Source organism: Sphaerisporangium corydalis, from assembly GCF_025506355.1.
GTDB lineage: Bacteria > Actinomycetota > Actinomycetes > Streptosporangiales > Streptosporangiaceae > Sphaerisporangium > Sphaerisporangium corydalis.
Genome location: NZ_JANZYP010000045.1, coordinates 1 through 21083 on the forward strand (window position 1 = coordinate 1; position 21083 = coordinate 21083).

General features: G+C 69.5%; 17 protein-coding genes. 9 read left to right on the forward strand and 8 right to left on the reverse strand.

The features are described from left to right. Positions 1-405: 405 nt before the first annotated feature. The 3 genes from NYZ98_RS26865 to NYZ98_RS26875 all read right to left on the reverse strand — a co-directional run bounded on the left by NYZ98_RS26865 (position 406) and on the right by NYZ98_RS26875 (position 2330). Positions 406-894, reverse strand: a complete 489-nt coding sequence (locus NYZ98_RS26865; RefSeq protein ID WP_262846247.1) for a tetratricopeptide repeat protein — start codon at positions 892-894, stop codon at positions 406-408. A 180-nt stretch (positions 895-1074) separates the two neighbouring features. Continuing rightward, positions 1075-1320: a DUF397 domain-containing protein gene (locus tag NYZ98_RS26870; RefSeq protein WP_262846249.1), complete on the reverse strand. Its 246-nt coding sequence runs from the start codon at positions 1318-1320 to the stop codon at positions 1075-1077. 26 nt (positions 1321-1346) lie between these two features. Beyond that, the gene (locus tag NYZ98_RS26875; RefSeq protein ID WP_262846251.1) at positions 1347-2330 is read right to left on the reverse strand and encodes a helix-turn-helix domain-containing protein; all 984 of its coding nucleotides are present in this window, start codon (positions 2328-2330) and stop codon (positions 1347-1349) included. Between the two features lie 95 nt (positions 2331-2425). Here NYZ98_RS26875 and NYZ98_RS26880 point away from each other — a divergent pair, with 95 nt between their 5' ends. Further along, a complete protein-coding gene (locus tag NYZ98_RS26880) occupies positions 2426-2869 on the forward strand; it encodes an ATP-binding protein (RefSeq protein WP_262846253.1) in 444 nt (147 codons plus the stop codon). A 145-nt stretch (positions 2870-3014) separates the two neighbouring features. After that, a complete protein-coding gene (locus NYZ98_RS26885) occupies positions 3015-3644 on the forward strand; it encodes a Uma2 family endonuclease (protein ID WP_262846255.1) in 630 nt (209 codons plus the stop codon). Between the two features lie 12 nt (positions 3645-3656). On the opposite strand, the gene NYZ98_RS26890 is transcribed toward NYZ98_RS26885, so the two are convergent. Continuing rightward, positions 3657-4367, reverse strand: a complete 711-nt coding sequence (locus NYZ98_RS26890; protein WP_262846257.1) for a GNAT family N-acetyltransferase — start codon at positions 4365-4367, stop codon at positions 3657-3659. Positions 4368-4503: 136 nt separating this feature from the next. After that, the gene (locus NYZ98_RS26895) at positions 4504-6723 is read right to left on the reverse strand and encodes a hypothetical protein (RefSeq protein WP_262846259.1); all 2220 of its coding nucleotides are present in this window, start codon (positions 6721-6723) and stop codon (positions 4504-4506) included. A gap of 1062 nt (positions 6724-7785) precedes the next feature. Between NYZ98_RS26895 and NYZ98_RS26900 the strand changes: the two genes are divergently transcribed. Both NYZ98_RS26900 and treS read left to right on the forward strand, forming a co-directional pair. Then, the gene (locus tag NYZ98_RS26900; protein ID WP_262846261.1) at positions 7786-9213 is read left to right on the forward strand and encodes an asparagine synthetase B family protein; all 1428 of its coding nucleotides are present in this window, start codon (positions 7786-7788) and stop codon (positions 9211-9213) included. Between the two features lie 294 nt (positions 9214-9507). Next, entirely contained in the window at positions 9508-11196 is a 1689-nt protein-coding gene (gene treS, locus NYZ98_RS26905) for a maltose alpha-D-glucosyltransferase (RefSeq protein WP_262846263.1), read from the forward strand. A 67-nt stretch (positions 11197-11263) separates the two neighbouring features. On the opposite strand, the gene NYZ98_RS26910 is transcribed toward treS, so the two are convergent. From NYZ98_RS26910 to NYZ98_RS26920, 3 genes are all read right to left on the reverse strand, one after another. Then, positions 11264-13537 (reverse strand): FtsX-like permease family protein, encoded by a 2274-nt coding sequence (locus NYZ98_RS26910; RefSeq protein ID WP_262846265.1) that lies wholly within the window; start codon positions 13535-13537, stop codon positions 11264-11266. A gap of 62 nt (positions 13538-13599) precedes the next feature. Next, on the reverse strand, positions 13600-14367 hold the full coding sequence (locus NYZ98_RS26915; protein WP_262846267.1) for an ABC transporter ATP-binding protein: 768 nt from the start codon (positions 14365-14367) through the stop codon (positions 13600-13602). A 24-nt stretch (positions 14368-14391) separates the two neighbouring features. Then, positions 14392-14898, reverse strand: coding sequence for a PadR family transcriptional regulator (locus NYZ98_RS26920; RefSeq protein ID WP_262846268.1), 507 nt, complete (start codon positions 14896-14898; stop codon positions 14392-14394). Between the two features lie 165 nt (positions 14899-15063). On the opposite strand from NYZ98_RS26920, the gene NYZ98_RS26925 reads away from it, so the two are divergent. From NYZ98_RS26925 to NYZ98_RS26945, 5 genes are all read left to right on the forward strand, one after another. Continuing rightward, positions 15064-16290: an ABC transporter substrate-binding protein gene (locus tag NYZ98_RS26925; protein WP_262846270.1), complete on the forward strand. Its 1227-nt coding sequence runs from the start codon at positions 15064-15066 to the stop codon at positions 16288-16290. 123 nt (positions 16291-16413) lie between these two features. Beyond that, a complete protein-coding gene (locus tag NYZ98_RS26930) occupies positions 16414-17742 on the forward strand; it encodes an ABC transporter substrate-binding protein (protein WP_262846272.1) in 1329 nt (442 codons plus the stop codon). A gap of 11 nt (positions 17743-17753) precedes the next feature. Beyond that, positions 17754-19271 (forward strand): carbohydrate ABC transporter permease, encoded by a 1518-nt coding sequence (locus NYZ98_RS26935; protein WP_262846274.1) that lies wholly within the window; start codon positions 17754-17756, stop codon positions 19269-19271. Continuing rightward, positions 19268-20170, forward strand: coding sequence for a carbohydrate ABC transporter permease (locus NYZ98_RS26940; RefSeq protein ID WP_262846276.1), 903 nt, complete (start codon positions 19268-19270; stop codon positions 20168-20170). The genes NYZ98_RS26935 and NYZ98_RS26940 overlap by 4 nt, the downstream gene beginning before the upstream one ends. A 224-nt stretch (positions 20171-20394) precedes the next feature. Then, on the forward strand, positions 20395-21072 hold the full coding sequence (locus tag NYZ98_RS26945; RefSeq protein ID WP_262846278.1) for a uracil-DNA glycosylase: 678 nt from the start codon (positions 20395-20397) through the stop codon (positions 21070-21072). Positions 21073-21083 lie beyond the last annotated feature (11 nt).

The following is a 21083-nucleotide window of genomic DNA, read 5'->3' on the forward strand; positions in this document are numbered from 1 at the left end:
AATGTGTCCCCGCCCCACCCCCGGCCACCCACCCCCCCTCCCGCCGATACGACGCACCCAAAACAGGCGCCGACACGGCGGGACGGGGTACGGCGAATTCGGCGCCCTGTACGGCGCCGAGCCGAAAGGTCCTCGCCTCCGGCTCGGGCGTATTTTCAGGCCTAGCGGCCCTGCCGCCCCCCGCACCCCCGGTCCCGCGATCATCTCCTCGATCTCCTCGCACACGGGCATGTATTGGGCGCCGACGCCGTGGGGAGCGATACGGCGAAGCGGCGCCCCGTGCGGTGATCAACCGATAAACGCAGGCCCAGAGGCCCAGGCAGGCCACCAGGCCCAAGAAACGCCCGAGCCGAAGGCGAGGACCACGTCCGGGCCGGGAGGTGAAAGTTCCCCGCCCGGACTTCGTCACTTCTCTACAAGGAGGCGGGCGTAGTTGGCCATCGAGCGCTGGTACCTCGGCAGATGCGGTGCCAGCGCCGTGATCACGATCGAGACGGCCTCTCGCTCCCGCCCGACGTCGGTGAGGGCCAGGGCCAGTACGACCCGTAGCGCGTCGTCCAAATGGTCGGAGCCCTGCTCCATCTCGGCCGTGAGCAACGCGATGCTCTCCTGAGGCAGGCCGACGTTCCGCAGCGAGCTGGACAGTTGGATCACCGCACGCCGCCGGCGCTCACCGGTCAACCCGGCCTGCAACGCCTCCCGGTACAGCGGCGCGGCGCGATCCGAGTGCCCCGTGGAGTCGAACGAGCACGCCCGCTCGAACGCGGCGATCCCGCTACCCTCCGGCAGTTCGGCGGCGAGCCCGTCGATCAGCGCCCGGAACTCTTCCTCGCCCCGCTCGTCGATGGAGGCCCAGGCCTCCGCGACCCGGCGCTCCCAATCCTCTTCATTCATCCCCATACCCTCACACACCCCGCTGGCCACATCACCACCGACCTGGCCCTGTTCGGACCGCCTCCTGAGCTGCGATGAGTCCAGGCGACATCCCAGAGCGGTGAAAGCGGGGGTGAGCACGGAGCGGTGGTGGCGGGGGTCGCGCACAGAGCATGAAGGACCGTCAAGCCACCACGTGCACTACACGGCGCGCGTGGACGCGGAGCGGCCGAGCCACGCAGGCGGCGGGTCGAACTCCCGGTTCATGACGCCCTTCCAGAACGCCACATACTCCTCAGGAGTGAACCGCAGCGCCGGACCGTCAGGATCCTTCGAGTCCCACATCAGCACCTGATCGTCCTGAATGTCCACTACAACGCAGTCGCCATTCTCGGTACTGAAGGTCGACTTCTTCCCGGCGCGGGAGGTGGATTCCGGCGAAGGCATCCCACCCCTCCTCTCCGTAGCATCCATCAAGAAGCTCCATGAGACCTAGCGGTGATCAAAGCGGCCGACTCCTGAGGGCTGAGCGCTTTTCCAGCTATGTTCCCCCACATAAGGGCGTATCGCCTAATTTCTCGCTCCGATTGGAGGACGAGACCGCTTGTCGCTTGCTCTAGGTACACAACCCCCAGGTCAGCGGACTCCGGAAACTCCAGAACGTTGAAGGCTCCAGCCATTGCCGCATGCGCCCCAGTAGTAAACGGAAGCACCTGAATCACTACATTCGGCAGCCGACCCATCTCCAGCAGGTGCTCGATCTGCCCCTTCATAGTGTCCGCGCTCCCCACCCGGCGATGGAGCACCGCCTCATCCAGTACGACGAAGAGCTGTACTGGGTGCTGATCGCGAGTCAACATTTCCTGACGTGCCATCTTCACCTTGATCATCTCATCGGCATCGACCACGCCTTCGACGTCAGTGGCCTCGATTACCGCCCAGGCATACTGAGACGTCTGCAGAATGCCGGGCACCACCTGGGTCTGATAGCTCCGGATCGTGGAGGCGTCGGCCTCCAGTCCGAGATAGACCTCGAACTTCGGCTTCAGGCCCTTGCGGAATCGGTGCCACCAATCCCGGGTTCCGGCCCGCCGCGACAGCTCCAGAAGTTCTTCCCGCCGCGCTTCGTCAACGACCTTGTACAGATCGAGAAGGCTCTTGACATCCTTCGGCCGGATCCCCCGCTCCGCCCGCTCGACCCGGCTCAACCAGGACGAATCACACTCCAACTCGCGCGCGACGTCCTCCAGGCTGATACCGCGCCGCCCTCTCAGCTTGCGCAATTCCTGAGCGAGTCTCCGACGCTGCGCGAGTGGGCTGACATTACGCACCATGTCACCTCTTTCCTTCCGACGGGAGAACAGTTCGCCGCCACCCACAGGGGTTAGCGACCAACTTCTTTTGGCAAGCTGCCTGGATTCGCTTGTCAAGTAATCCTGCGCAAGCGATGCTGCCATCGTGCCAGCCAACGGCACTCTCCGTGTTCGAATCACCACACTCAGTTCAAGATTCTGGATTGGTACGTACTTCACCGACTCCCCAAGGAACCTCAATGACCGAAACATCGGATGGGCTTCGCAGCGTCAGCTGGGACCTCCCCCACGACCTGGCGATGGTGGGCAGGGCCAGGAACCTGGCGAAGGAGATCCTCACGGCCTGGAGCCTGGATCACCTGGTCGACGATGTGGTGCTGGTGATCGGCGAGCTTCTCGGCAACGCGATCTCGTACGGCGCGCCGCCCATCCGGCTCTCCCTGTGGGCGGCGGCCGATGATCTCTGCGTGCGGGTCACCGACCACGGTCCGGGGCGGCCCTGCCGGCTCGACCTGGGGCTGGAAGCCATCTCAGGCCGAGGACTTCCGATCGTGCTGGCGCTCGCCGATGACGTCGGCGTGATTCCGGTGGCGGATGGGCCGGGAAAGACCGTGTGGGCCCGGTGGACCCTCGCGAATACGCCCCGCGAAGAGGCCGCGCTCGACCAGCGAGCACGTCCCTGAACCGAAATCCCAAGCACCGTCCGGGCCTCAAAGGAGGCGAAGCCTCCAGGAAGAACAGCCCGAGCCGGAGTGCGCGCCAGCGCGCGCAGGCGAGGACCATGCCTGTGAGCCGCTCAGCCATATAGGTACGGAAGGAAGGCCCGCTTTGGCTACCACCTCACCAGCCGACAGTTGGCTTCGCGGTCTTCGTCCCCAGTTCGCGCCGATCACTCAGGAGGATTATGAGGCGCTGCCCGAAGCGATCTCCATGGCTATCGAGATCGTTGATGGATACGCGGCATACCGCGCCGCGCCGACGCCGGATCATCAGACTGCGAGCAGGCGGCTGGCGAATGTGTTGGAGCGGCATGCTCGTGCGGCGATGAGCAAGGGCCACGAGTGTGTCACGGTGAACACCGACGTGGATCTACGCCTTCGAGACCTTCCGCTCCTCAACCGGAGGCCCGACATCGCGCTCTATCGGTGTCTGGATCGCGAGCGGGGGGAACGACTCCGCGCTGAGCACGCTCTTCTGGTCATCGAGATCGTGTCGCCAGGATCCGAAACCCAGGACACGACTGACAAGCTCGGTGAATACGCCAAAGCCGGTATCCCGCACTACTGGATCGTCCGGCTGGACCTCACCGGTGTCTCGATCATCGAGCGCTACCGGCTGGATCGGGCGACGACCCTCTACAAGCACGTGGGCACGTTCATGAAGGACGAACGTAGTGAGACACCCAAGGTCAGCAACCCCATCCCCATCGTGATCGACTGGACCGAGCTGATGTTCTGACCCCGTGGAGGGTCATTTCGTCATGGGAAGACTCAGGTGCCAGAGGGTCTCCCCGTCGTGGGATTGGTCGGTCGGGGTGAGGCCGGCGGTGGTGGCGACGGCGGCGGAGGCCGTGTGGGCGGGGTGGATGTGGGCGATGACCGCCTGTACCGGCTGCCGTCCGAGCCAGGCGACGAGTCCCCTGGCCGCTTCGCCGCCGATGCCGCGCCGCTGCCACGGGGTGCCCACCACCCAGGCGATCTCCGCGACCGTTCCTTCGCCGGACGGGCCGATCGTCGCCTGGACGGTGCCCGTCAGACAGCCCTCGTCCCGGAGCCGGATCACCCAGTTGCACCAGGACACGGCCGGGTCGGGCGAGCCCGCGAGCATGCTCTGGTAACGGCGGCGCAGCGCTTCGAGACCGTCCGGCGCACCACCGATGAACGCGTGCAAGGCCGGGTCCCCCAGCACCTCGCACATCTCCTCGGCATGCCCGACAACAAGCGGCAGCAACTCAAGCCGCTCGGTAGAAATGACCTCGGCCTCCACGACCGTCATGCCGCCGCCTATCCTCGATCTTTGACCGGCACTCTGAATCGAACCCATGTTGCGGCATTGCTCCTGAAAGCCAAATTCGCGAACCTCGGCGAGTCGCTCCTGCTTGCCGATTTCAACAGCGGGCTCACCGCCAGCACGCTCGATGTGCTCAGCCCGGATGTCTCGCCACCGCACATAACCAGTCATCTGCGCCCCCACTCGCGCTCATGACGCAAGTAGAACTCAATCGATGGAGAGCTCGCAGGTGCCCACTGAAACCAGCGGCGCCAAATCGTGGAAGCGAGTGCCAGAGCAACTCCTGGGAGTGTGCTGGCCAGAGGTTCTAAAGGATCATCGCGAGGGGTTCGGGTGGGGTGGGGGGTTGGAGGTGGGCGGAGGTGAGGAGGCGGGGGTCGGGGGTGGGGCGGACGCGGACGTAGGAGAAGCGGTCGGCGGAGTAGACGCGGACGCCGTCGGTGCGGCACTGGCGCATCAGGACTTCGTCCCAGTCCTCTGACAGGTCCGCGATGCCCAGGGCGAGGAGGGTCTGGCGGCGGCCCAGGAGCGCGCCGCCCGCGAGTTCGGGGAGGAAGCGGTGCTCGGCGCCGGGCTGGCGGAGCAGTGTCGCGCCGGTCTCCGTGATGTGCGCGTAGTAGGAGGCCTTGCCGACGATGTCGGCGTCCACGGCGGAGAAGTACCGTGCCAGGTCGGCCAGGTAGTGCTCCCCGTACAGGTCACGGGGGTCCAGGATCGCGACCAGGTCGCCATCGGCCAGGCGGAGCGCCCGGTCGAGCGCCGCCCCCCTGGTCAGGGGACTGGTGGCCTGCCGGACCACCACATCGCCCGAGGGCTTGACGCTCTCCGGGACGTGCGGGGCGGCGGCCTGACGAGCCGCCACATCACCTGCGGGCATCACGCTGTCCGGGCCGTGCTGGGTGGCGGCCTGACGGGCCGCCCCATCGTCTGTGGGCATCACGCTGTGCGGGGTGGCGGACTCCTGTTGTGTGGTGCGGATGGCCTTTTCCACGAGGGTGGCGTCCAGGCCGTCCGCGACGATCACGAGCTGGGCCGGGGCGTGGGTCTGGCGCCGTAGCTGGGTGAGCAGGTGGTCCAGTTCCGCCGCACCGGTGACGGCCGCGATGGCCGTGATCGTGGCCGCGTTCCGTACGGAGGGCAGGCCGGCGGTGTCGAGGAGCGGGTCGAGCAGGGGGGTGACCGGGACGGCGGCCCGCCAGGCGCGGTAGGTCTCGGCGTCACGTTCGGGGACGGCCGCGAGGTACTCGCCGATCGAGTCGGCGGCATGCCTCGTGGAGGCCTCGTCGGCGGGGATGGGGGCGGCGAGCCGCATGACGGGAGTGCCGCAGGCGATCACCTCGGCCACGGTACGCGCGTCGGCGTCCGGCCCGGCGAGCACCACGGAGGCCGAGCGGTAGGCGGTCAGCAGGTCGTCGTAGGTGGCCTTGTCGGTGATCAGCGGCCGCCAGCCGCCATCGGGCCGACCGTTCGCGTGGCGACCCGCTCCGGAGGTTTCAGCCGCCGAAGGATCGCTATGGACGGCCGCCGCCGGGGGGAGGGCGCCCAGGAAGGTGGTGCCGAGGAGGGCCGTGCCGGAGCGGGGGGTGGCGGCGGGGATCAGGTTGTGGACGCGGGGCTGGACGGCGTGCGGCAGGATCCCGATGCGGTCGTGGCGAAGCGCGGCCCGCCACTCGCGCGCCCGCGCCTCCGAGGTCGCCAGCACGTGGTCGAACAGCGAGGCCATGGGCACGCTGGTGGAGATCGGCCCGCCAGAGTGCCAGAACATCGTGCGGATGCCCCGGCGGCTGCACTCCTCCACGAGGTCGCGCAGGCCACGGGTACGACCGGCGAGTTCCTCCAGCCAGCGCCCGCCGTTGCCCTGGCGCGGCCCAGGGCGTACGGATTCGACGAAGAGCAGGTGGGGGCGGTGCTCGTCCAGCATCGCCTGCCAGTTGTCGGGGCCGAAGTTGGTGACCTGGCGCCACTCGTAGCGGAACAGGGCCTCGGACTGCCGGTCCACGATGGCCGCCACGGTCAGGTACGGCCGGGCCAGCGGGCCCTTGGGCACCACGAATCCCTCGGCCATGGCGGCGGAGACGGCCGGGCCGGCGGTGTCGGGGACGACGGGCGCCACAGGGGGGACCTCGACGGCCGGCGGGGCCGGGGAGAAGTCGGACCGCTTCGGCGCGGAGGGCTTGCCGATGGGGGTACGGAGGGTGCGGGCGACCTCGCCCGGATTCTTGGTGTGGATGGCGTCCCCGAGCTTGGACCACCGGCTGGCCTGCACCGACTCAAGGCGCCATTGGGCGACCTCGGTCTGGTAGCGCTGCTCGGCGAGGTTCTTCGCCAGCTGGGCCGCCTGCCTCTCGATGGCCTTCAGCCGCGCCTCGGCCTCGCGAGCGCGCGTGAGGGCCTCGGCCTCCGATTCGGCCGCTTTCGCCAGCCGTTCCTGGTAGCCGGCCAGCAGCCGGGTGAGCTCGGCGGCACCCGAGGCCGCCGCGACGGCCGCTTCGAGGGCCGACCGGGTTCGCTCCAACTCATCACTCATGCCATCACCGTGTCCCCAGACGTCCAGCCAGAATAATCGCAGATCCCAACCCACCACCCCGAACCCTCACAAGTCCCACCCATCTTCCAAGGTCCCACCCCGACCGACCCGTAGACCTAGCGATCGGCCAACGGGTAGGCGAGACGATCGGCCGACCGGTAGGCCAGGCGATTGGCCGACCGTTGGGCCAAGCGATCAGCCGACCGGTAAGCCCGGCGATCGGCCGCCGGTCCGCCACCGCGAAGGGCGCCGAATTCGCCGTACTCCGTCCCGCTGACTCGGCGCCGGGCACAAGACCCCTGATGGCGAGGCAGAAGGGGCAACCCCGGAGGCGAACGGGATCAGGGGGGCCAGCCCGGCCGGTAGGTCCTTGGAAAACTGCCCGAGCCGAAGGCGAGGACCTTTGACCGGTTCGCCGCCGCACGTCGGCGCCGGATTCGCCGTACCACCGCCCACCGTGTCGGCGCCGGGTAAAAGACCTCGATGGCAAGCCCGGAGGGCAATCCCGGAGGGGTGGCAAGGCAGGAGGGCGACCCCGAGGCGAGCGGAGTCGGGGGTGGCGGGCGATGGCGGCGCGGGCGGAAGGGCCGGGAGGCCTTGGGAAACTGCCCGAGCCGGAGGCGAGGACCTTTTCAGGGGTGCGGTGGGGCTGGGGCGATGGGGGGTTTTCTGGGGTGAAGGTGTGGGAGTCCGTACACTCTGCAGGGACTCGCTGAGGGGAGAGGTCCCGTGCGTAAGGGGAAGTGGCCGGAGTACGCGGTGCGGCCGTACGTTTGCGGCGCCATCGGGGCCTATGACCCGGTCAGGCTGGATCTGCTGGCGAAGGCCGGGCCTCCGGTGCGGGAGGCGCATCGCGCTCCTGATGCCGCCCTGCTGAGTTCGTCTCCTCTTGTCCCCTACTCCTCCGCCGCCGGACCGGACCTGCCGGGTTCGCCAGGGCCCCATTCAGGCAGCGGACCGGGCCTGGCGGGTCCGTCAAGTGCCGACTTTTCCGGTGGTGGGAGCGGGCGGGTCAGTTTCGCCTGGGCGGAGAGGAGGCCGGAGGAGGGGGTTTCTTGGGAGGTGGCGGCTGAGGTGGGGGAGGCGCCGGGGCTGGTCGACGAGCCCGGTGCGGTCATCCTGCACACCGGGGCCTTCGGCCTGATCGACGTCTACTACCTGGCCGACGGGGACGCCGTCTACTTCGCGGGGGCCATCGAGCCGCTCCTGGCCCTGGCGCGCCGCCCGTACGAGGTCAACTGGGACGCCTGGGCGGCCATTCTCAAGCTGACCTACCCCCTGCTGGAGGACACCCCGTACCGCGAGGTCAAGCGGCTGCCCGGGTCGGCCGCGCTGGTGTGGTCGCGGTCGGCGCGCCGGATCACGGTGCGGAAGCGGACCCCGAGGTGGGTGCGCGACGAGCCGTTCGACCGGGGTGTCACCGCGGGCGACATGGTGGCGCTGCTGCACGAGGCGCTCAAGCCGTTCGACGACCGCCCGCTGCTGGTGCCGGTCAGCGGCGGGTACGACTCGCGGTTGCTGGCGTCGGTGGCGATGGCCCGCCGCATGGACGTCGAGTCGTGGACGACCAGCCCGGACGACGGCCTGGACAACGATCTCGTCTTCGCCCGCTACGTGACCCGCGAGCTCGGCATCGACCACCGGATCGTCCCGCAGGACCCGGCCGCCTACCCCGACGAGGCGCGGTGGGCGGCACGCAGGCTGGAGTACCTGACCAGCCACCACGCCTGGTACTCCCCCTTCGCCCGCGAGGTGCACAAGGCGGGCCGCGCGGTGGTGGACGGGCTCGCCGGCGGGCCGCTGATGAAGAACTTCCTGATCACCGCGGACGCCGTGGAGGCCAGGTCCTCCACGGGCCGGCAGGCGGCCCTGCTCGCCGCCCTCGCGACCGGCGAGCCGCACCTGCCGGTGCTGTCGGACCAGGCGCTGGCGTTCATGGACGACCGGGTCGGCGCGGCGTTCGCCCAGGCGACGTCGATGCTGCGCGGCCACCGGGCGGAGCTGCCGCTGAGCGTGCTGCACACCCGCACGGCCCGGGGCATCGCCCGCTCCCCGGTGAACCTGGTCGGACCCGAGGCCACGCCGGTCTTCCCGTTCCTGCACCCGGAGTTCTTCGACGCCGCGCTGTCGGTGCCGGTGGACCGCAAGGAGGGCGGCCGGTTCTACCGGGAGATCCTGCGGGCCGCGAACCCGCGCGTGGCGGCCCTGCCGTCCACCAACGGCGCGCTGCCGCACCGCCGGGTGCCGTTGCGTTCCGGCGGCCCGGCCGCCCGCGAGTGGAACCACCGCATGCTGCTGAAGGCCGCGACGGTCCAGGGCCTGGTGTCGGAGCCCATGCTCGGGGTGATCGCCCGGGGGCCGGACGCCCTGACGGAGTTCGGTTCGTGGAACTCCCGTTTTTGGCTCAGGGGACTGGTCCTTTTCGGTTCGTGGCTGACGGACTACGAAGAGGTGCTCGGCGACCTGACTCCGCCGTGGGCGAACGCGTGAGAACCCCTATCCCATATGGCTTCTGGCCTGCGGTGACACGGAGGGTGTGCGGGGCATTACGTGGCCTGTCCATGGGCGGCGACCGATTACGCGTTCGGCACGCTGGGTGACCCTGACCGATCCTCTCCGGGTGCCCCTAATGGCCTGCTAGTCTTCCGCGAAACAGCGCCGAAACACGCTGCGCACCGAGCCACCCCTTCGGTGCCGGCGTCGGGCGGGAGCCGCAGGGATGACGGCTCCGACGGCGCGAGCCCCCGTGATGTACCGCCCTACTTCTCCATGCGAGCGATACCTATGAGCGCTTCACCATGCCCGGAATCCGTTTCCGAGTCCTTCATCTCCTCCGACCCCCAGTGGTACAAGAGGGCCGTCTTCTACGAAGTGCTGGTGCGCGGCTTCCGCGACTCCAACGGTGACGGCACGGGCGACCTGCGCGGACTGATCGAGAAGCTCGACTATCTGCAGTGGCTCGGCGTCGACTGCCTGTGGCTGCTGCCGTTGTACGAGTCGCCGCTGCGCGACGGCGGGTACGACATCGCCGACTACATGAAGATCCTTCGGGAGTTCGGCGACCTCGGCGACTTCGTGGAGCTGATCGAGGAGGCGCACAAGCGGGGCCTGCGGATCATCACCGACCTGGTCATGAACCACACCAGCGACCGCCACCCCTGGTTCCAGGCGTCCCGGCACGACCCCACCGGCCCCTACGGCGACTTCTACGTGTGGTCGGACGACCCGACCCGCTACCCGGACGCGCCGATCATCTTCGTGGGCGCCGAGGAGTCCAACTGGACCTACGACCCGGTGCGCGGCCAGCACTACTGGCACCGGTTCTTCCACCACCAGCCCGACCTGAACTACGAGAACCCGGCCGTCCAGGACGCCATGCTGGAGGTCCTGCGGTTCTGGCTCGACCTGGGCATCGACGGTTTCCGCCTGGACGCCGTGCCCTACCTGTTCGAGCGGGAGGGCACGGCCTGCTCCGGCCTGCCGGAGACGCACGCCTACCTCAAGCGCGTCAGGTCCGAGGTGGACCGGCTGTACCCCGACCGGGTGCTGCTGGCGGAGGCCAACGGCTGGCCCGAGGACGTCGTGGAGTACTTCGGCGACCCGACCAAGGGCGGCGACGAGTGCCACATGGCGTTCCACTTCCCGCTCATGCCGCGCATCTTCATGGCGGTGCGCCGGGAGTCGCGCGAGCCGATCTCCGAGATCATGTCCCGCACCCCCAAGCTTCCCGACAACGCCCAGTGGGGCATCTTCCTCCGTAACCACGACGAGCTCACGCTGGAGACGGTCACCGAGGAAGAGCGCGACTACATGCACGCGGAGTACGCCAAGGACCCGCGGATGCGGGCCTACCTCGGCATCCGCCGCCGGCTGGCGCCGCTGCTGGAGAACGACCGCAGGCAGATCGAGCTGTTCACCGCGCTGCTGCTGTCCATGCCGGGCTCACCGATCATGTACTACGGCGACGAGATCGGCATGGGCGACAACATCTGGCTGGAGGACCGCGACTCGGTCCGCACGCCGATGCAGTGGAGCCCGGACCGTAACGCCGGCTTCTCGGGCGGCGACCCCGGCCGCCTCTACCTGCCGGCCATCATGGACCCGATCTACGGCTACCAGGCCGTGAACGTCGAGGCCCAGATGAAGAGCGGCTCGTCGCTGCTGCACCTCACCAGGAAGATGCTCGCAGTGCGGCGGCAGCACCCGGTGTTCGGCACCGGCGCCTACACCGAGCTGTGGTCGCCGAACTACAGCGTGCTGGCGTTCGTCAGGGAGGAGGGCGACGACCGCATGCTGTGCGTCAACAACCTGTCCAAGCACCCCCAGCCGGTCGAGCTCGACCTGCGGCGGTTCGCGGGCATGACGCCGGTGGAGTGCCGAGGGGACGTGCCGTTCCCGGTCATCGGCGAGCTGCCCTACCTGCTCACCCTGCCGGGTCACGGCTTCTACTGGTTCTCCCTCACGGAGCGCTGAACCGGGCCGCCGAGGGCGGTGAGACACCCCACGACCCCCCGCGACCGCCAGAAACCGGCGGAACGTACTAGCGGGGGGTGACCGGGATCCGGGCGCGTGCGGCCCGGCGGGCGGGGATGAGCGCGACCAGCAGGGCCGCGCCGACGACGGTCAGCACCGCCAGCAGCAGGGTCGCGGGCGCGGGCGAGCGGCCGATGCCCGCGCCGATGCCGCTCGCCGCGCCCTGGAGGTCGATCAGCCCGGACGACACCAGGGCCCCGGCGACCGCGCCCGCGCCGACGCCGATCACCGCGAGGAGCCCCGTGCCGGTGACCAGGGTCGCCATGACCTGGCGCGGGGTGAGGCCCATGGCCTTGAGCACGGCGAGGTCGAGCGCGTGGTCCCGCAGCCCGAGCGCGCTCGCGGTCAGCAGGTTGCCGAGGCCGAGCAGGGCCAGCACGCCCACCAGCGCGATAATGATGACCCGGATGACCGACAGCCGGTCGGCCGGGTTCACCACCTGGGACACCTCCAGCGACTGCGCCTGGAGCCTGGCCCGTACCGCCGCGGGGTCGGCGCCCTGCCGGAGCACCAGGCCGTAGAACCTCGGCGGGAGGGCGTCCTTGGGGGCGAGGTTGTCCAGGGGGACCGAGAGCACCTCGCCGTCCTGCTCGGGTTCCAGGACGCGCCCGACGATGCGCACGATCAGCGGTGTGCCGCCGATGGTGAGCCGGGTGCGGTCGCCGATGCGCACGTTCAGCAGGTCGAGCAGCCCCTGCCCGGCGACCGCCTCGCCCCGCTCGTGGTAGGAGCGCCCTTCGACGACCGTGAAGGGGTAGGGGTCGGTGATGGTGCCGATCGCCCGGGTGCGCACGGTCCTGGTCTGGCCGGGCACCAGCGCGTCCGCCTCGGTGCCGGGGTAGGCGGCGACCACGTCGGGGTCGGCGAGTGCGGTGTTGGCCACCCCTGAGGTGAGGCTTCCCGGCCGGACGGTGAGCGCGGCGGCCTGGCCGACCTGCTCGGGATGGCGTTCGAAGTCGTCCAGTGTGGCCCAGCAGCCCAGCCCGATGGTGATCATCATCATGGGGATGGCGAGCCCGAACGTGGTCAGCAGCGCGGGCAGCCGCCGCGTGAAGGCGTCCCTGGCGCCGAGGACGAGCGCGGGCGGCAGCCGTACCAGCAGGGCCAGCCGCGCCATGCGGGAGAGGTGGCCGCGCGGCGGCGCGACCGGGGCGGCGGGGATCGGCGGCGTGCGGCCTCCGCGCCACGCGGGCAGCCAGATGGCGACCAGGACCACCAGCACGGTCCCGAAGGCGATGGCCAGCAGCGGGGCCGAGGACAGCGGCACCACGACGGTCTCCGCCAGCGCGTAGACGGTGATCAGCCGGCCGCAGAGCACGCCGAGGGCGATGCCGGCCAGCCCGAGGGTGCCGTGCTCGGCGAGCAGCATGCGGACGACCTGCCGCCGGGTGAAGCCCAGCGACTTCAGTGTGGCGATGTCGCGCTGCTGGGACAGCACCCGGCCGCCGGTGGCGTTGGCGATGGCCAGCGCCGCGGCCACCAGCCCGGCGACGCCGAAGAGGCCGAGCAGCACCCCGAGCAGCCGGTTGTCGAGCTCCATGGAGGCCTGCACCTCGCGCCAGGTGGACACCCGCTGCACCTGGCCGGCGAGCTTGGTGATCGTCCGCTGGACGATCAGGGAGGTGTCGTCGGGGTCGGCCAGCCGCAGGCCGGTGACCGACTCGCTGCGGCCGAGCGCGGGTTCGACCTGGTCCAGGGTGCCTTCGAGGGTCCAGGCGAGGCCGGGGGCCCATTCAGGGTAGAAGCCCTGGTCGCCGCTCTCGGCGAGGCCGACGACGTTCAGGGAGTGGGTGGCGCCGTTGAGGCCGATGACCGTGAAGGCGCCTCCCGGGCGCAACCCGGTCGCGCGGGCGAACGACCGTTCCACCACGACGCCGTCCGGGGAGCCGGGGTCGAGCCAGCGCCCCTCGCGGACCAGGGGGCGGCCCACGGCGGGGAGCACGGCGGCCATCTCCTGGAGGGCGACCGGGGTCTTCTTGCCGCCCTGGGCGAGCGTGGCGGGGGCGCTGCGGTACGGCCCGGCGACGTCGGTGACGCCGTCGAGGGACCGCAGGGCCGCGGGGTCGGGGGCGTCCTTGGTGTGGATCCAGACGTGGGCGCCGTTCCCCCGGACGAACAGGCCGCGCCAGGGGTTGGTGCCGTCCTCAAGGAGGGTTGCGGCGGTGATGAGGGCGGTGACGATGCCGGCCACGGCGAGGACCGTGAGCAGCCCCTGGGCGCGCCTGGCACGCAGGTCGGCGCGGACCCACCGGATCTCGGCGACGGTGGTGCTGTGGCTCATCGGATCTCCGCGTGGGTGCCGCCGGGGGTCATCGGTTCCTGTCCGCTGGAGGTCATCGGATCCTAGCCGTGCAGCTCGACCACATCGCCCGCGCCGCTCTTGGGACGGCGGCGCACGGGGGCCATCAGCCCGTCGTCGACGATCTGGCCGTCCAGCAGGGTGACCACCCGGTCGGCGAGGCCGGCCACGCGGGCGTCGTGGGTGACCATGACGATGGTCTGGCCCTGGCGGTGCACCTCGCCGATGAGGCGGAGCACGTCGCGGGTGTTGCGGCTGTCGAGGTTGCCGGTGGGCTCGTCGGCGAGCAGCACCTGGGGCTGGTTGGCGAGCGCCCGGGCCAGCGCGACCCGCTGCTGCTCGCCGCCGGAGAGCTGGGCGGGGGCGGCGTCGGCCTTGTCGGTGAGCCCCAGCTCGCCGAGAAGGTACTGCCTGCGCTCGCGCGCGTGCTTGGCCGGGGCGCCGCCGAGCAGGGCGGGAAGTTCCACATTGTCGGCTACTGTCATGTTGTCGACCAGGTTGAAGAACTGGAAGACGAAGCCGATCTTCTGACGGCGCAGGATGGCCCACGCGCTCTCGTTGAGGGTGTCGGCGCGCTTGCCGTCGACCCAGATCTCGCCGCTGGTGCGGGTGTCCAGGCCACCGAGCATGTGGACGAGCGTCGACTTTCCCGAGCCGGAGGGGCCCATGATGGCGACGAACTCGCCCGGTTCCACCAGCAGGTCGATGCCGCGCACCGCGTGCACGGGGAGGCCGCCGGTCTGGTAGATCTTCACCAGGTTGACCGTGTGCAGGGCACTCGGTCCGGTCGCGGTGGTCACTCGGTCGCTCACCACTTCTCGTTCACATCTGCCGCGTCAGGCCAGGTCCTCCTGGCACCGCTCCAGCCAGTCCAGGTCGGCCTGGAGGTGGAGCATGGCGCCCTCGATGAGCAACTGGGCCGGGCGGTTGTCCTGATCTGTCTGCTGGGCGAGTTCTACCAGATCGCGCATGATCGCGAGGTAATGACGGCGTTGCCGGTTGATCAGCACCGTCCGGTCGGCGATGCCCGTGAGGGGGGCGAGCACGAGTTTCATGAAGAACTCGTCGCGCACTCTCGGCCCTTCGGTGGGCGAGTCGGCCCACTCGTCGAGCGCCTCGCGGCCCTCGGCCGTGCAGTAGTAGACCTTCTTGTTCGGCCGGTTGGACTGCTCGACGTCGACGCTGCGGATCAGGCCGTCCTTCTCAAGCCTGCCCAGCGTGACGTAGATCTGCCCGATGTTCGGGGACGGGTAGGCGTTGCCGAAGATCTGCTCGAGCGCCTGTTTCAGCTCGTACCCGTGGGCAGGTTCCTTCGCCAGGAGCGCCAGCAAATGGAGCCGCACGCCCCACCTCCCTCGGGCCTCACGTTACCTGAGTGTTACAGCCTGATCCGTTGACGACCACATTACCGCTATGCATAACATGCATGCATCTACATAACACGCATGTAACCCAATCAAAACCCGGAGGACACGTTGCGGCCTCTCGCCCCTCTCCTGCTGGCAGTCATGCTGCTGAGCGGTTGTGCGGGGCTCGGCGCGCGCGCTGAAATCCAGGGTGGCGGCACCGACGGCACGGGTCCGATGACCTTCGCCACCGGCCGCGACACGACGGGCTACATCCAACCTCTGATCGACAGGTGGAACCGGTCCCATCCCAAGGAACCGGTCACCCTCCTGGAGCTCCCTGAGGCGGCGGACGAGCAGCGCGCGCAGATGGTCGCCAATCTTCAGGCCAGAAGCGAGCGGTACGACGTCCTCGGCCTCGACGTGGTCTGGACGGCGGAGTTCGCCGACGCCGGCTGGATCGTGCCCCTCGACCGGAGCATGTTCCCGCTGGACCGGCTGCTGCAGCCGGTCGTCGACACGGCGCTGTACGCGGGCAAGCTCTACGCGGTGCCGTACACCAGCAACGCCGGTCTGCTCTACTATCGCAAGGACATCCTGGACGCCGAGCACCTCAAGCCGCCCAAGACCTGGGCCGAGTTGCGCGACCAGGCCACCCGCCTCGGCAGGAAGTACAAGCTGGACGGGTACGCCGGCCAGTTCCTTCCTTACGAGGGGCTGACCGTCAACTTCGCCGAAGCGGTGCAGTCCGCCGGCGGCCAGATCCTGAGCCCGGACGGCACCAAGGTCACCCTGGACCTCGGCAGCGCCGCCACCGGCCTGGACTTCCTGGTCAACGGGCTGCGCCAGGGCTGGATCCCGCAGGACGCGCTCTCCTACAAGGAGGAGGAGTCGCGGCTGGCGTTCCAGCAGGGCAAGCTGCTGTTCGCCCGCAACTGGCCCCACGCGTACGGCCCGGCCACCCGGTCGGCCATCGCGGGCAAGTTCGCGGTGACGCGGCTGCCCGGCCTCAACGGGCCGGGGTCGAGCACGCTGGGCGGCCTCAATCTGGCCATCAGCGCGTACTCCAAGCACCAGAAGTCGGCTCTGGAGTTCATCCGCTACTTCACCGGGCTGGAGAACGAGCGACGCGTGCTCACCGACGGGTCCTTCCCGCCGGTGTGGTCCGAGCTCTACGACGACCCCGCCCTCATCAAGCGTTATCCCTATCTCCCGGTGCTCAAACAGAGCATCATGTCTGCCCGGCCCCGGCCGGTCAGCTCCAAATACGACCAGGTCAGCCTGGTGATATCGAGTGCCGTCTCCGACGCGCTCAACCTCAGGAAACCGAGCGACGAGACGGTCGCCGCCCTGAAGCAGGAACTCAGCGAGATCATCCGCACCCCATAGGCGAGGGCGATCCCCCCGCCGAAACGCACCACCCTCATCCCACCGCTTCACCGCTTAACCGCTTCACCTCATCCCATAGAACTCATTTTTTCATTCGGGGTTTTTTCACCAGGAGGTAGCACCATGCGTGTCAAGACGACTGCGGTGGTGGCCGGGCTCATGCTCGCGGCCACCGCGTGCGGCGGCGGAACGTCCACCAGCAGCGAGCCCGCGGCGAGCGCCGGCAGCAGCAGCGCCCCGGCCGCCAAGGCCCTGGCGGGGACGACCATCGAGATCGCGGCCAAGTGGACCGGCGACGAGCAGAAGGCCTTCCAGACGGTCCTGACGGCCTTCGAGGAGAAGACCGGCGCCAAGGTCACCTACGCCTCGACCGGTGAGGACACCGGCGCCTACCTCGGCCCGCGCATCCAGGGCGGCAGCCCGCCGGACGTCGCGGTCCTGCCGCAGCCCGGCCTGGTGCAGCAGTACGCCGACCAGAAGGCGCTCAAGCCGCTGTCGACCGAGGTGCAGACCCAGATCGACCAGAACTACACCCCGTACTGGAAGAGCCTCGGCTCGGCCGGCGGCCAGGTGTACGGCGTGCTGGTCAAGGCCGCGCACAAGTCCCTGATCTGGTACCGCGCCCCCGCGTTCGAGGACGCCGGCGCCCAGCCCGCCACCACGTGGGACGAGCTGATCACCAAGACCGCGCAGACCCTGGCCGACTCCGGCACCGCGCCATTCGCCCTGTGCGGCGCCTCGGGCTGGACGCTCACCGACCTGTTCGAGAACGTGTACCTGTCCTCGGCGGGCCCGGAGAACTACGACAAGCTCGCCAAGCACGAGATCCCGTGGACCGACCCCTCCGTCACCACGGCGCTGGAGAAGATCGGCCAGATCTTCGGCAAGAAGGAGTTCATGCTCGGCGGCTCCTCCGGCGCCCTGCAGACCGACTTCCCGACGTGCTCCACCCAGGTGTACGGCCAGAAGAAGGCCGCGATGGTCATCGAGGCCGACTTCGTCGCCTCCTCGGCCGTCCAGTCCGGCGCCAAGGTCGGCGAGGACGCCAAGATCATGCCGTTCCCGAAGGCCGGTGACACCGCCCCCGTCGTGCTCGGCGGCGACATCGCGGTGGCGCTGAAGGACTCCAAGGGCGCGATGGCGCTGCTGGAGTACCTGGCCTCCGCGGAAGGCGGCTCGGTGTGGGCCAAGCAGCCCGGCTACCTCTCGCCGAACCGCAACGTCTCCCCCGACAACTACCCGGACGACCTGACCAAGCAGCTCGCGCAGACGATCATCTCCGCCGGCGAGTCGGTCCGCTATGACATGTCCGACCTCGCGCCGAGCGCCTTCGGTGGCACCGACGGCAAGGGCGAGTGGAAGGCCCTGCAGGACTTCCTGCGCAACCCCAAGGACGTCAAGGGCACGCAGGACACGCTTGAGGCCGCCGCCGCCAAGGCCTGGAAGAAGTAGGGGCCAAGGCCGTGACCGAACGGTTGGACGGCCCGCAGACCCCGCGCGGCGGCGGCGACGCCGCCCGCGGGGCCTCCCCCGGACCAGACGAGACCTCAGAGAAGACGGGTGAAACCTCACCCGTCGCCACCCACCCGGCTCTCGAAGACGTCGCCTCCGGCGAGGACGGCACGACGAGCAGCGCGCCCCCTGCGCTGGCCACCGGCGGGCCCGCCGCCGCCAAGGTCAGCTACGGCGGTTCCGGCAACCTCGGACCCTCGCCCAAGGTCGCCCTGTACTTCCTGCTCCCGGCCGCCGTCCTCCTCGGCGCCTGGGTGATCTACCCGATCGTCTACTCGCTCATCCGCAGCCTGTACGACGGCGGTGGCGACACCTTCGTCGGCATCTCCAACTACACGGCGATCTTCAGCGACTCCGGCACCCTGACCACGATCAGGAACAACCTGATCTGGGTCGTGGTGGCCCCGAGCCTGGTGACCGTCCTCGGTCTCATCTTCGCGGTGCTGACCGAGCGGATCCGCTGGGCCACCGCCTTCAAGCTGATCGTGTTCATGCCCATGGCGGTGTCGCTGCTGGCCTCGGGCGTCATCTTCCGGCTGGTCTACGAGCAGGACCCCGACAAGGGCGTGGCGAACGCCGTCATCACCTCGGTGCACGACCTGTTCGCCTCCAGCAGCAGTTACCCGAACGCGCGGCCCCGTGAGAACGACGCCGCGCCCGACCTGGTCGACAAGGGCGCGGTCGTCACCCGCCAAGCCGTGCAGGTGGGGCAGCAGGTGCTCCTGCCGCTGGTCGGCATGAGGCCGGACGCGCTTCCCGACGGCGCCGTCGCCGCCAAGCAGGCGCCGCCCGCGTCGGGCGGGCTGTCCGGCACGGTGTGGCTGGACTTCGCCCCGGGCGGCGGCACGCCCAACCAGATCGACGGGACCGAGAAGGGCCTGCCCGACGTCACCGTCGAGGCGGTGGCGGGCACGGAGGTCAAGGCGACCACCACGACCGCGGCCGACGGGACCTTCAGCTTCCCCGGGCTGGCCGCCGGCCAGTACCAGGTGCGGCTGCCGCAGTCGAACTTCACCCAGCAGTTCGGCGGGGTCACCTGGCTCGGCCCCGCGCTCATCACCCCGGCCATCATCGGCGCGTTCATCTGGGTGTGGGCCGGGTTCGCCATGGTGCTGATCGCGGCCGGCCTGTCGGCCATCCCGCGTGACGCGCTCGAGGCGGCCCGCATCGACGGCGCGACGGAGTGGCAGGTGTTCCGCCGCATCACCATCCCGCTGCTGTCCCCGGTGCTGCTCGTCGTCCTGGTCACGATGATCATCAATACGTTGAAGGTCTTCGACCTGGTCTTCGTCATCGCACCGGGATCGGTGCAGCCGAACGCCAACGTGATCGCGCTGGAGATGTGGCGCGTGTCGTTCGGCGGCGGCGGCAACCAGGGGCTGGGCAGCGCACTGGCGATCTTCCTGCTCATCCTGGTGCTGCCCTTCATGATCATCAACATCCGGCGGTTCCGGAGGGATCAGGCATGACGACTCTCACCGCGTCCCAGCCGGGCACGGCGACCGGCGCGGGCGCACCGCGACGCGGGGTCATCTCGCGGGTCGTGGACAAGCTCGGCGGCGGGCTGGTCCAGATCGTGCTGATCGTGCTCGCCCTGTTCTGGCTGATGCCCACGCTCGGCCTGCTGGTGGTGTCGCTGCGCGGCGACACCGACAACAACTCCAGCGGCTGGTGGACGTTCTTCACCAAGCCGGCGCAGATCACGTTCGAGAACTACAGCAACCTGCTGGCGAGCGGGTTCACCTCGTCGTTCTGGAACACCGTGGCCATCACGGTGCCCGCGACCATCCTGGTCATCGGCATCGCGGCCATGGCGGGCTACGCCTTCGCCTGGATGGAGTTCCCCGGCAGGGACGGCCTGTTCCTGGTCGTCATCGCCCTGCTGGTGGTGCCGATCCAGATCGCCCTGATCCCGATCGCCAAGATGTACGGCGCCCTCGGGATCTTCGGGTCGATCCCGGGTGTGGTGCTGTTCCACGTGGCCTTCGGGCTCCCCTTCGCCATCTTCCTGCTGCGCAACTTCTTCGCCGGCATCCCCAAGGAGCTGCTGGAAGCGGCGCGCATGGACGGCGCGGCGGAGTGGAAGATCTTCGCGACGGTGGTGTTCCCGCTGGCCAAGCCCGCGGTCGCCTCGCTCGGCATCTTCCAGTTCCTGTGGGTGTGGAACGACCTGCTGGTCGCGCTGGTCTTCGCCGACACCGGCTCCCAGCCGATGACCAAGGCACTCCAGTCCCAGATGCGGCAGTTCGGGACCAACGTGGACATTCTTGCCCCCGGTGCCTTCCTGTCGCTCATCATCCCGCTGGTCCTGTTCTTCTCCTTCCAGCGCTACTTCGTCCAGGGCCTGCTCGCGGGCTCGGTCAAGTAGACGATCTTCTCGGGTGCCCGTCTCTCGGGGGCAGGCGGGCGCCCGGGATCTCGCGCCGGCCCTGGCGCGGGGCCGGCCACCAGCGGCCGCGGGAGGCTCGTGCCGGCCGCCCGCGGCCGTCCCGGTGGGCGGGGGAACCGGTGCCTGGTTCCCCCGCCCCACCGGAGCGGCCCGGCTCACCGGTTCACGTCCGCCGCGCACGGCCGCGCCACTAAGATCCGCACATGACCGGTCGTCCGTTAAACGAAGTAGTCGAGCCTGGGTGGGCAACCGCCCTTGAGCCCGTCGCCGAGCGTGTCAGCGCGCTCGGCGAGTTCCTCAGGCAGGAGATCGCCGAGGGCAGGCAGTACCTCCCCGCGGGCGCCAACGTCCTGCGGGCCTTCCAGCAGCCCCTGGACCAGGTGCGCGTGCTGATCGTCGGCCAGGACCCGTACCCCACGCCGGGGCACCCCGTCGGCCTGAGCTTCTCCGTGGCGCCCGACGTGCGTCCCCTGCCGGGCAGCCTGGTCAACATCTTCAAGGAGTACGCCACCGACCTCGGCTACCCGCCGCCGTCCAACGGCGACCTCACCCCGTGGACCGAGCAGGGCGTGCTGCTGCTCAACAGGGTGCTGACCGTCGCCCCGGGCAAGCCCGCCTCCCACCGCGGCAAGGGCTGGGAGCAGGTCACCGAACAGGCCATCCACGCGCTCGTGGAGCGTGGCGGGCCGCTGGTCGCCATCCTGTGGGGGCGCGACGCCCGGTCGCTGCGGCCGATGCTCGGGAAGGTGCCGTGCATCGAGTCCGCGCACCCGAGCCCGCTGTCCGCGCGCAACGGCTTCTTCGGCACCCGCCCGTTCAGCCGCGCCAACGAACTGCTGGAGCAGCAGGGCGCCGGCCCCGTGGAGTGGAAGCTCCCCTGACCCCGCCCGGC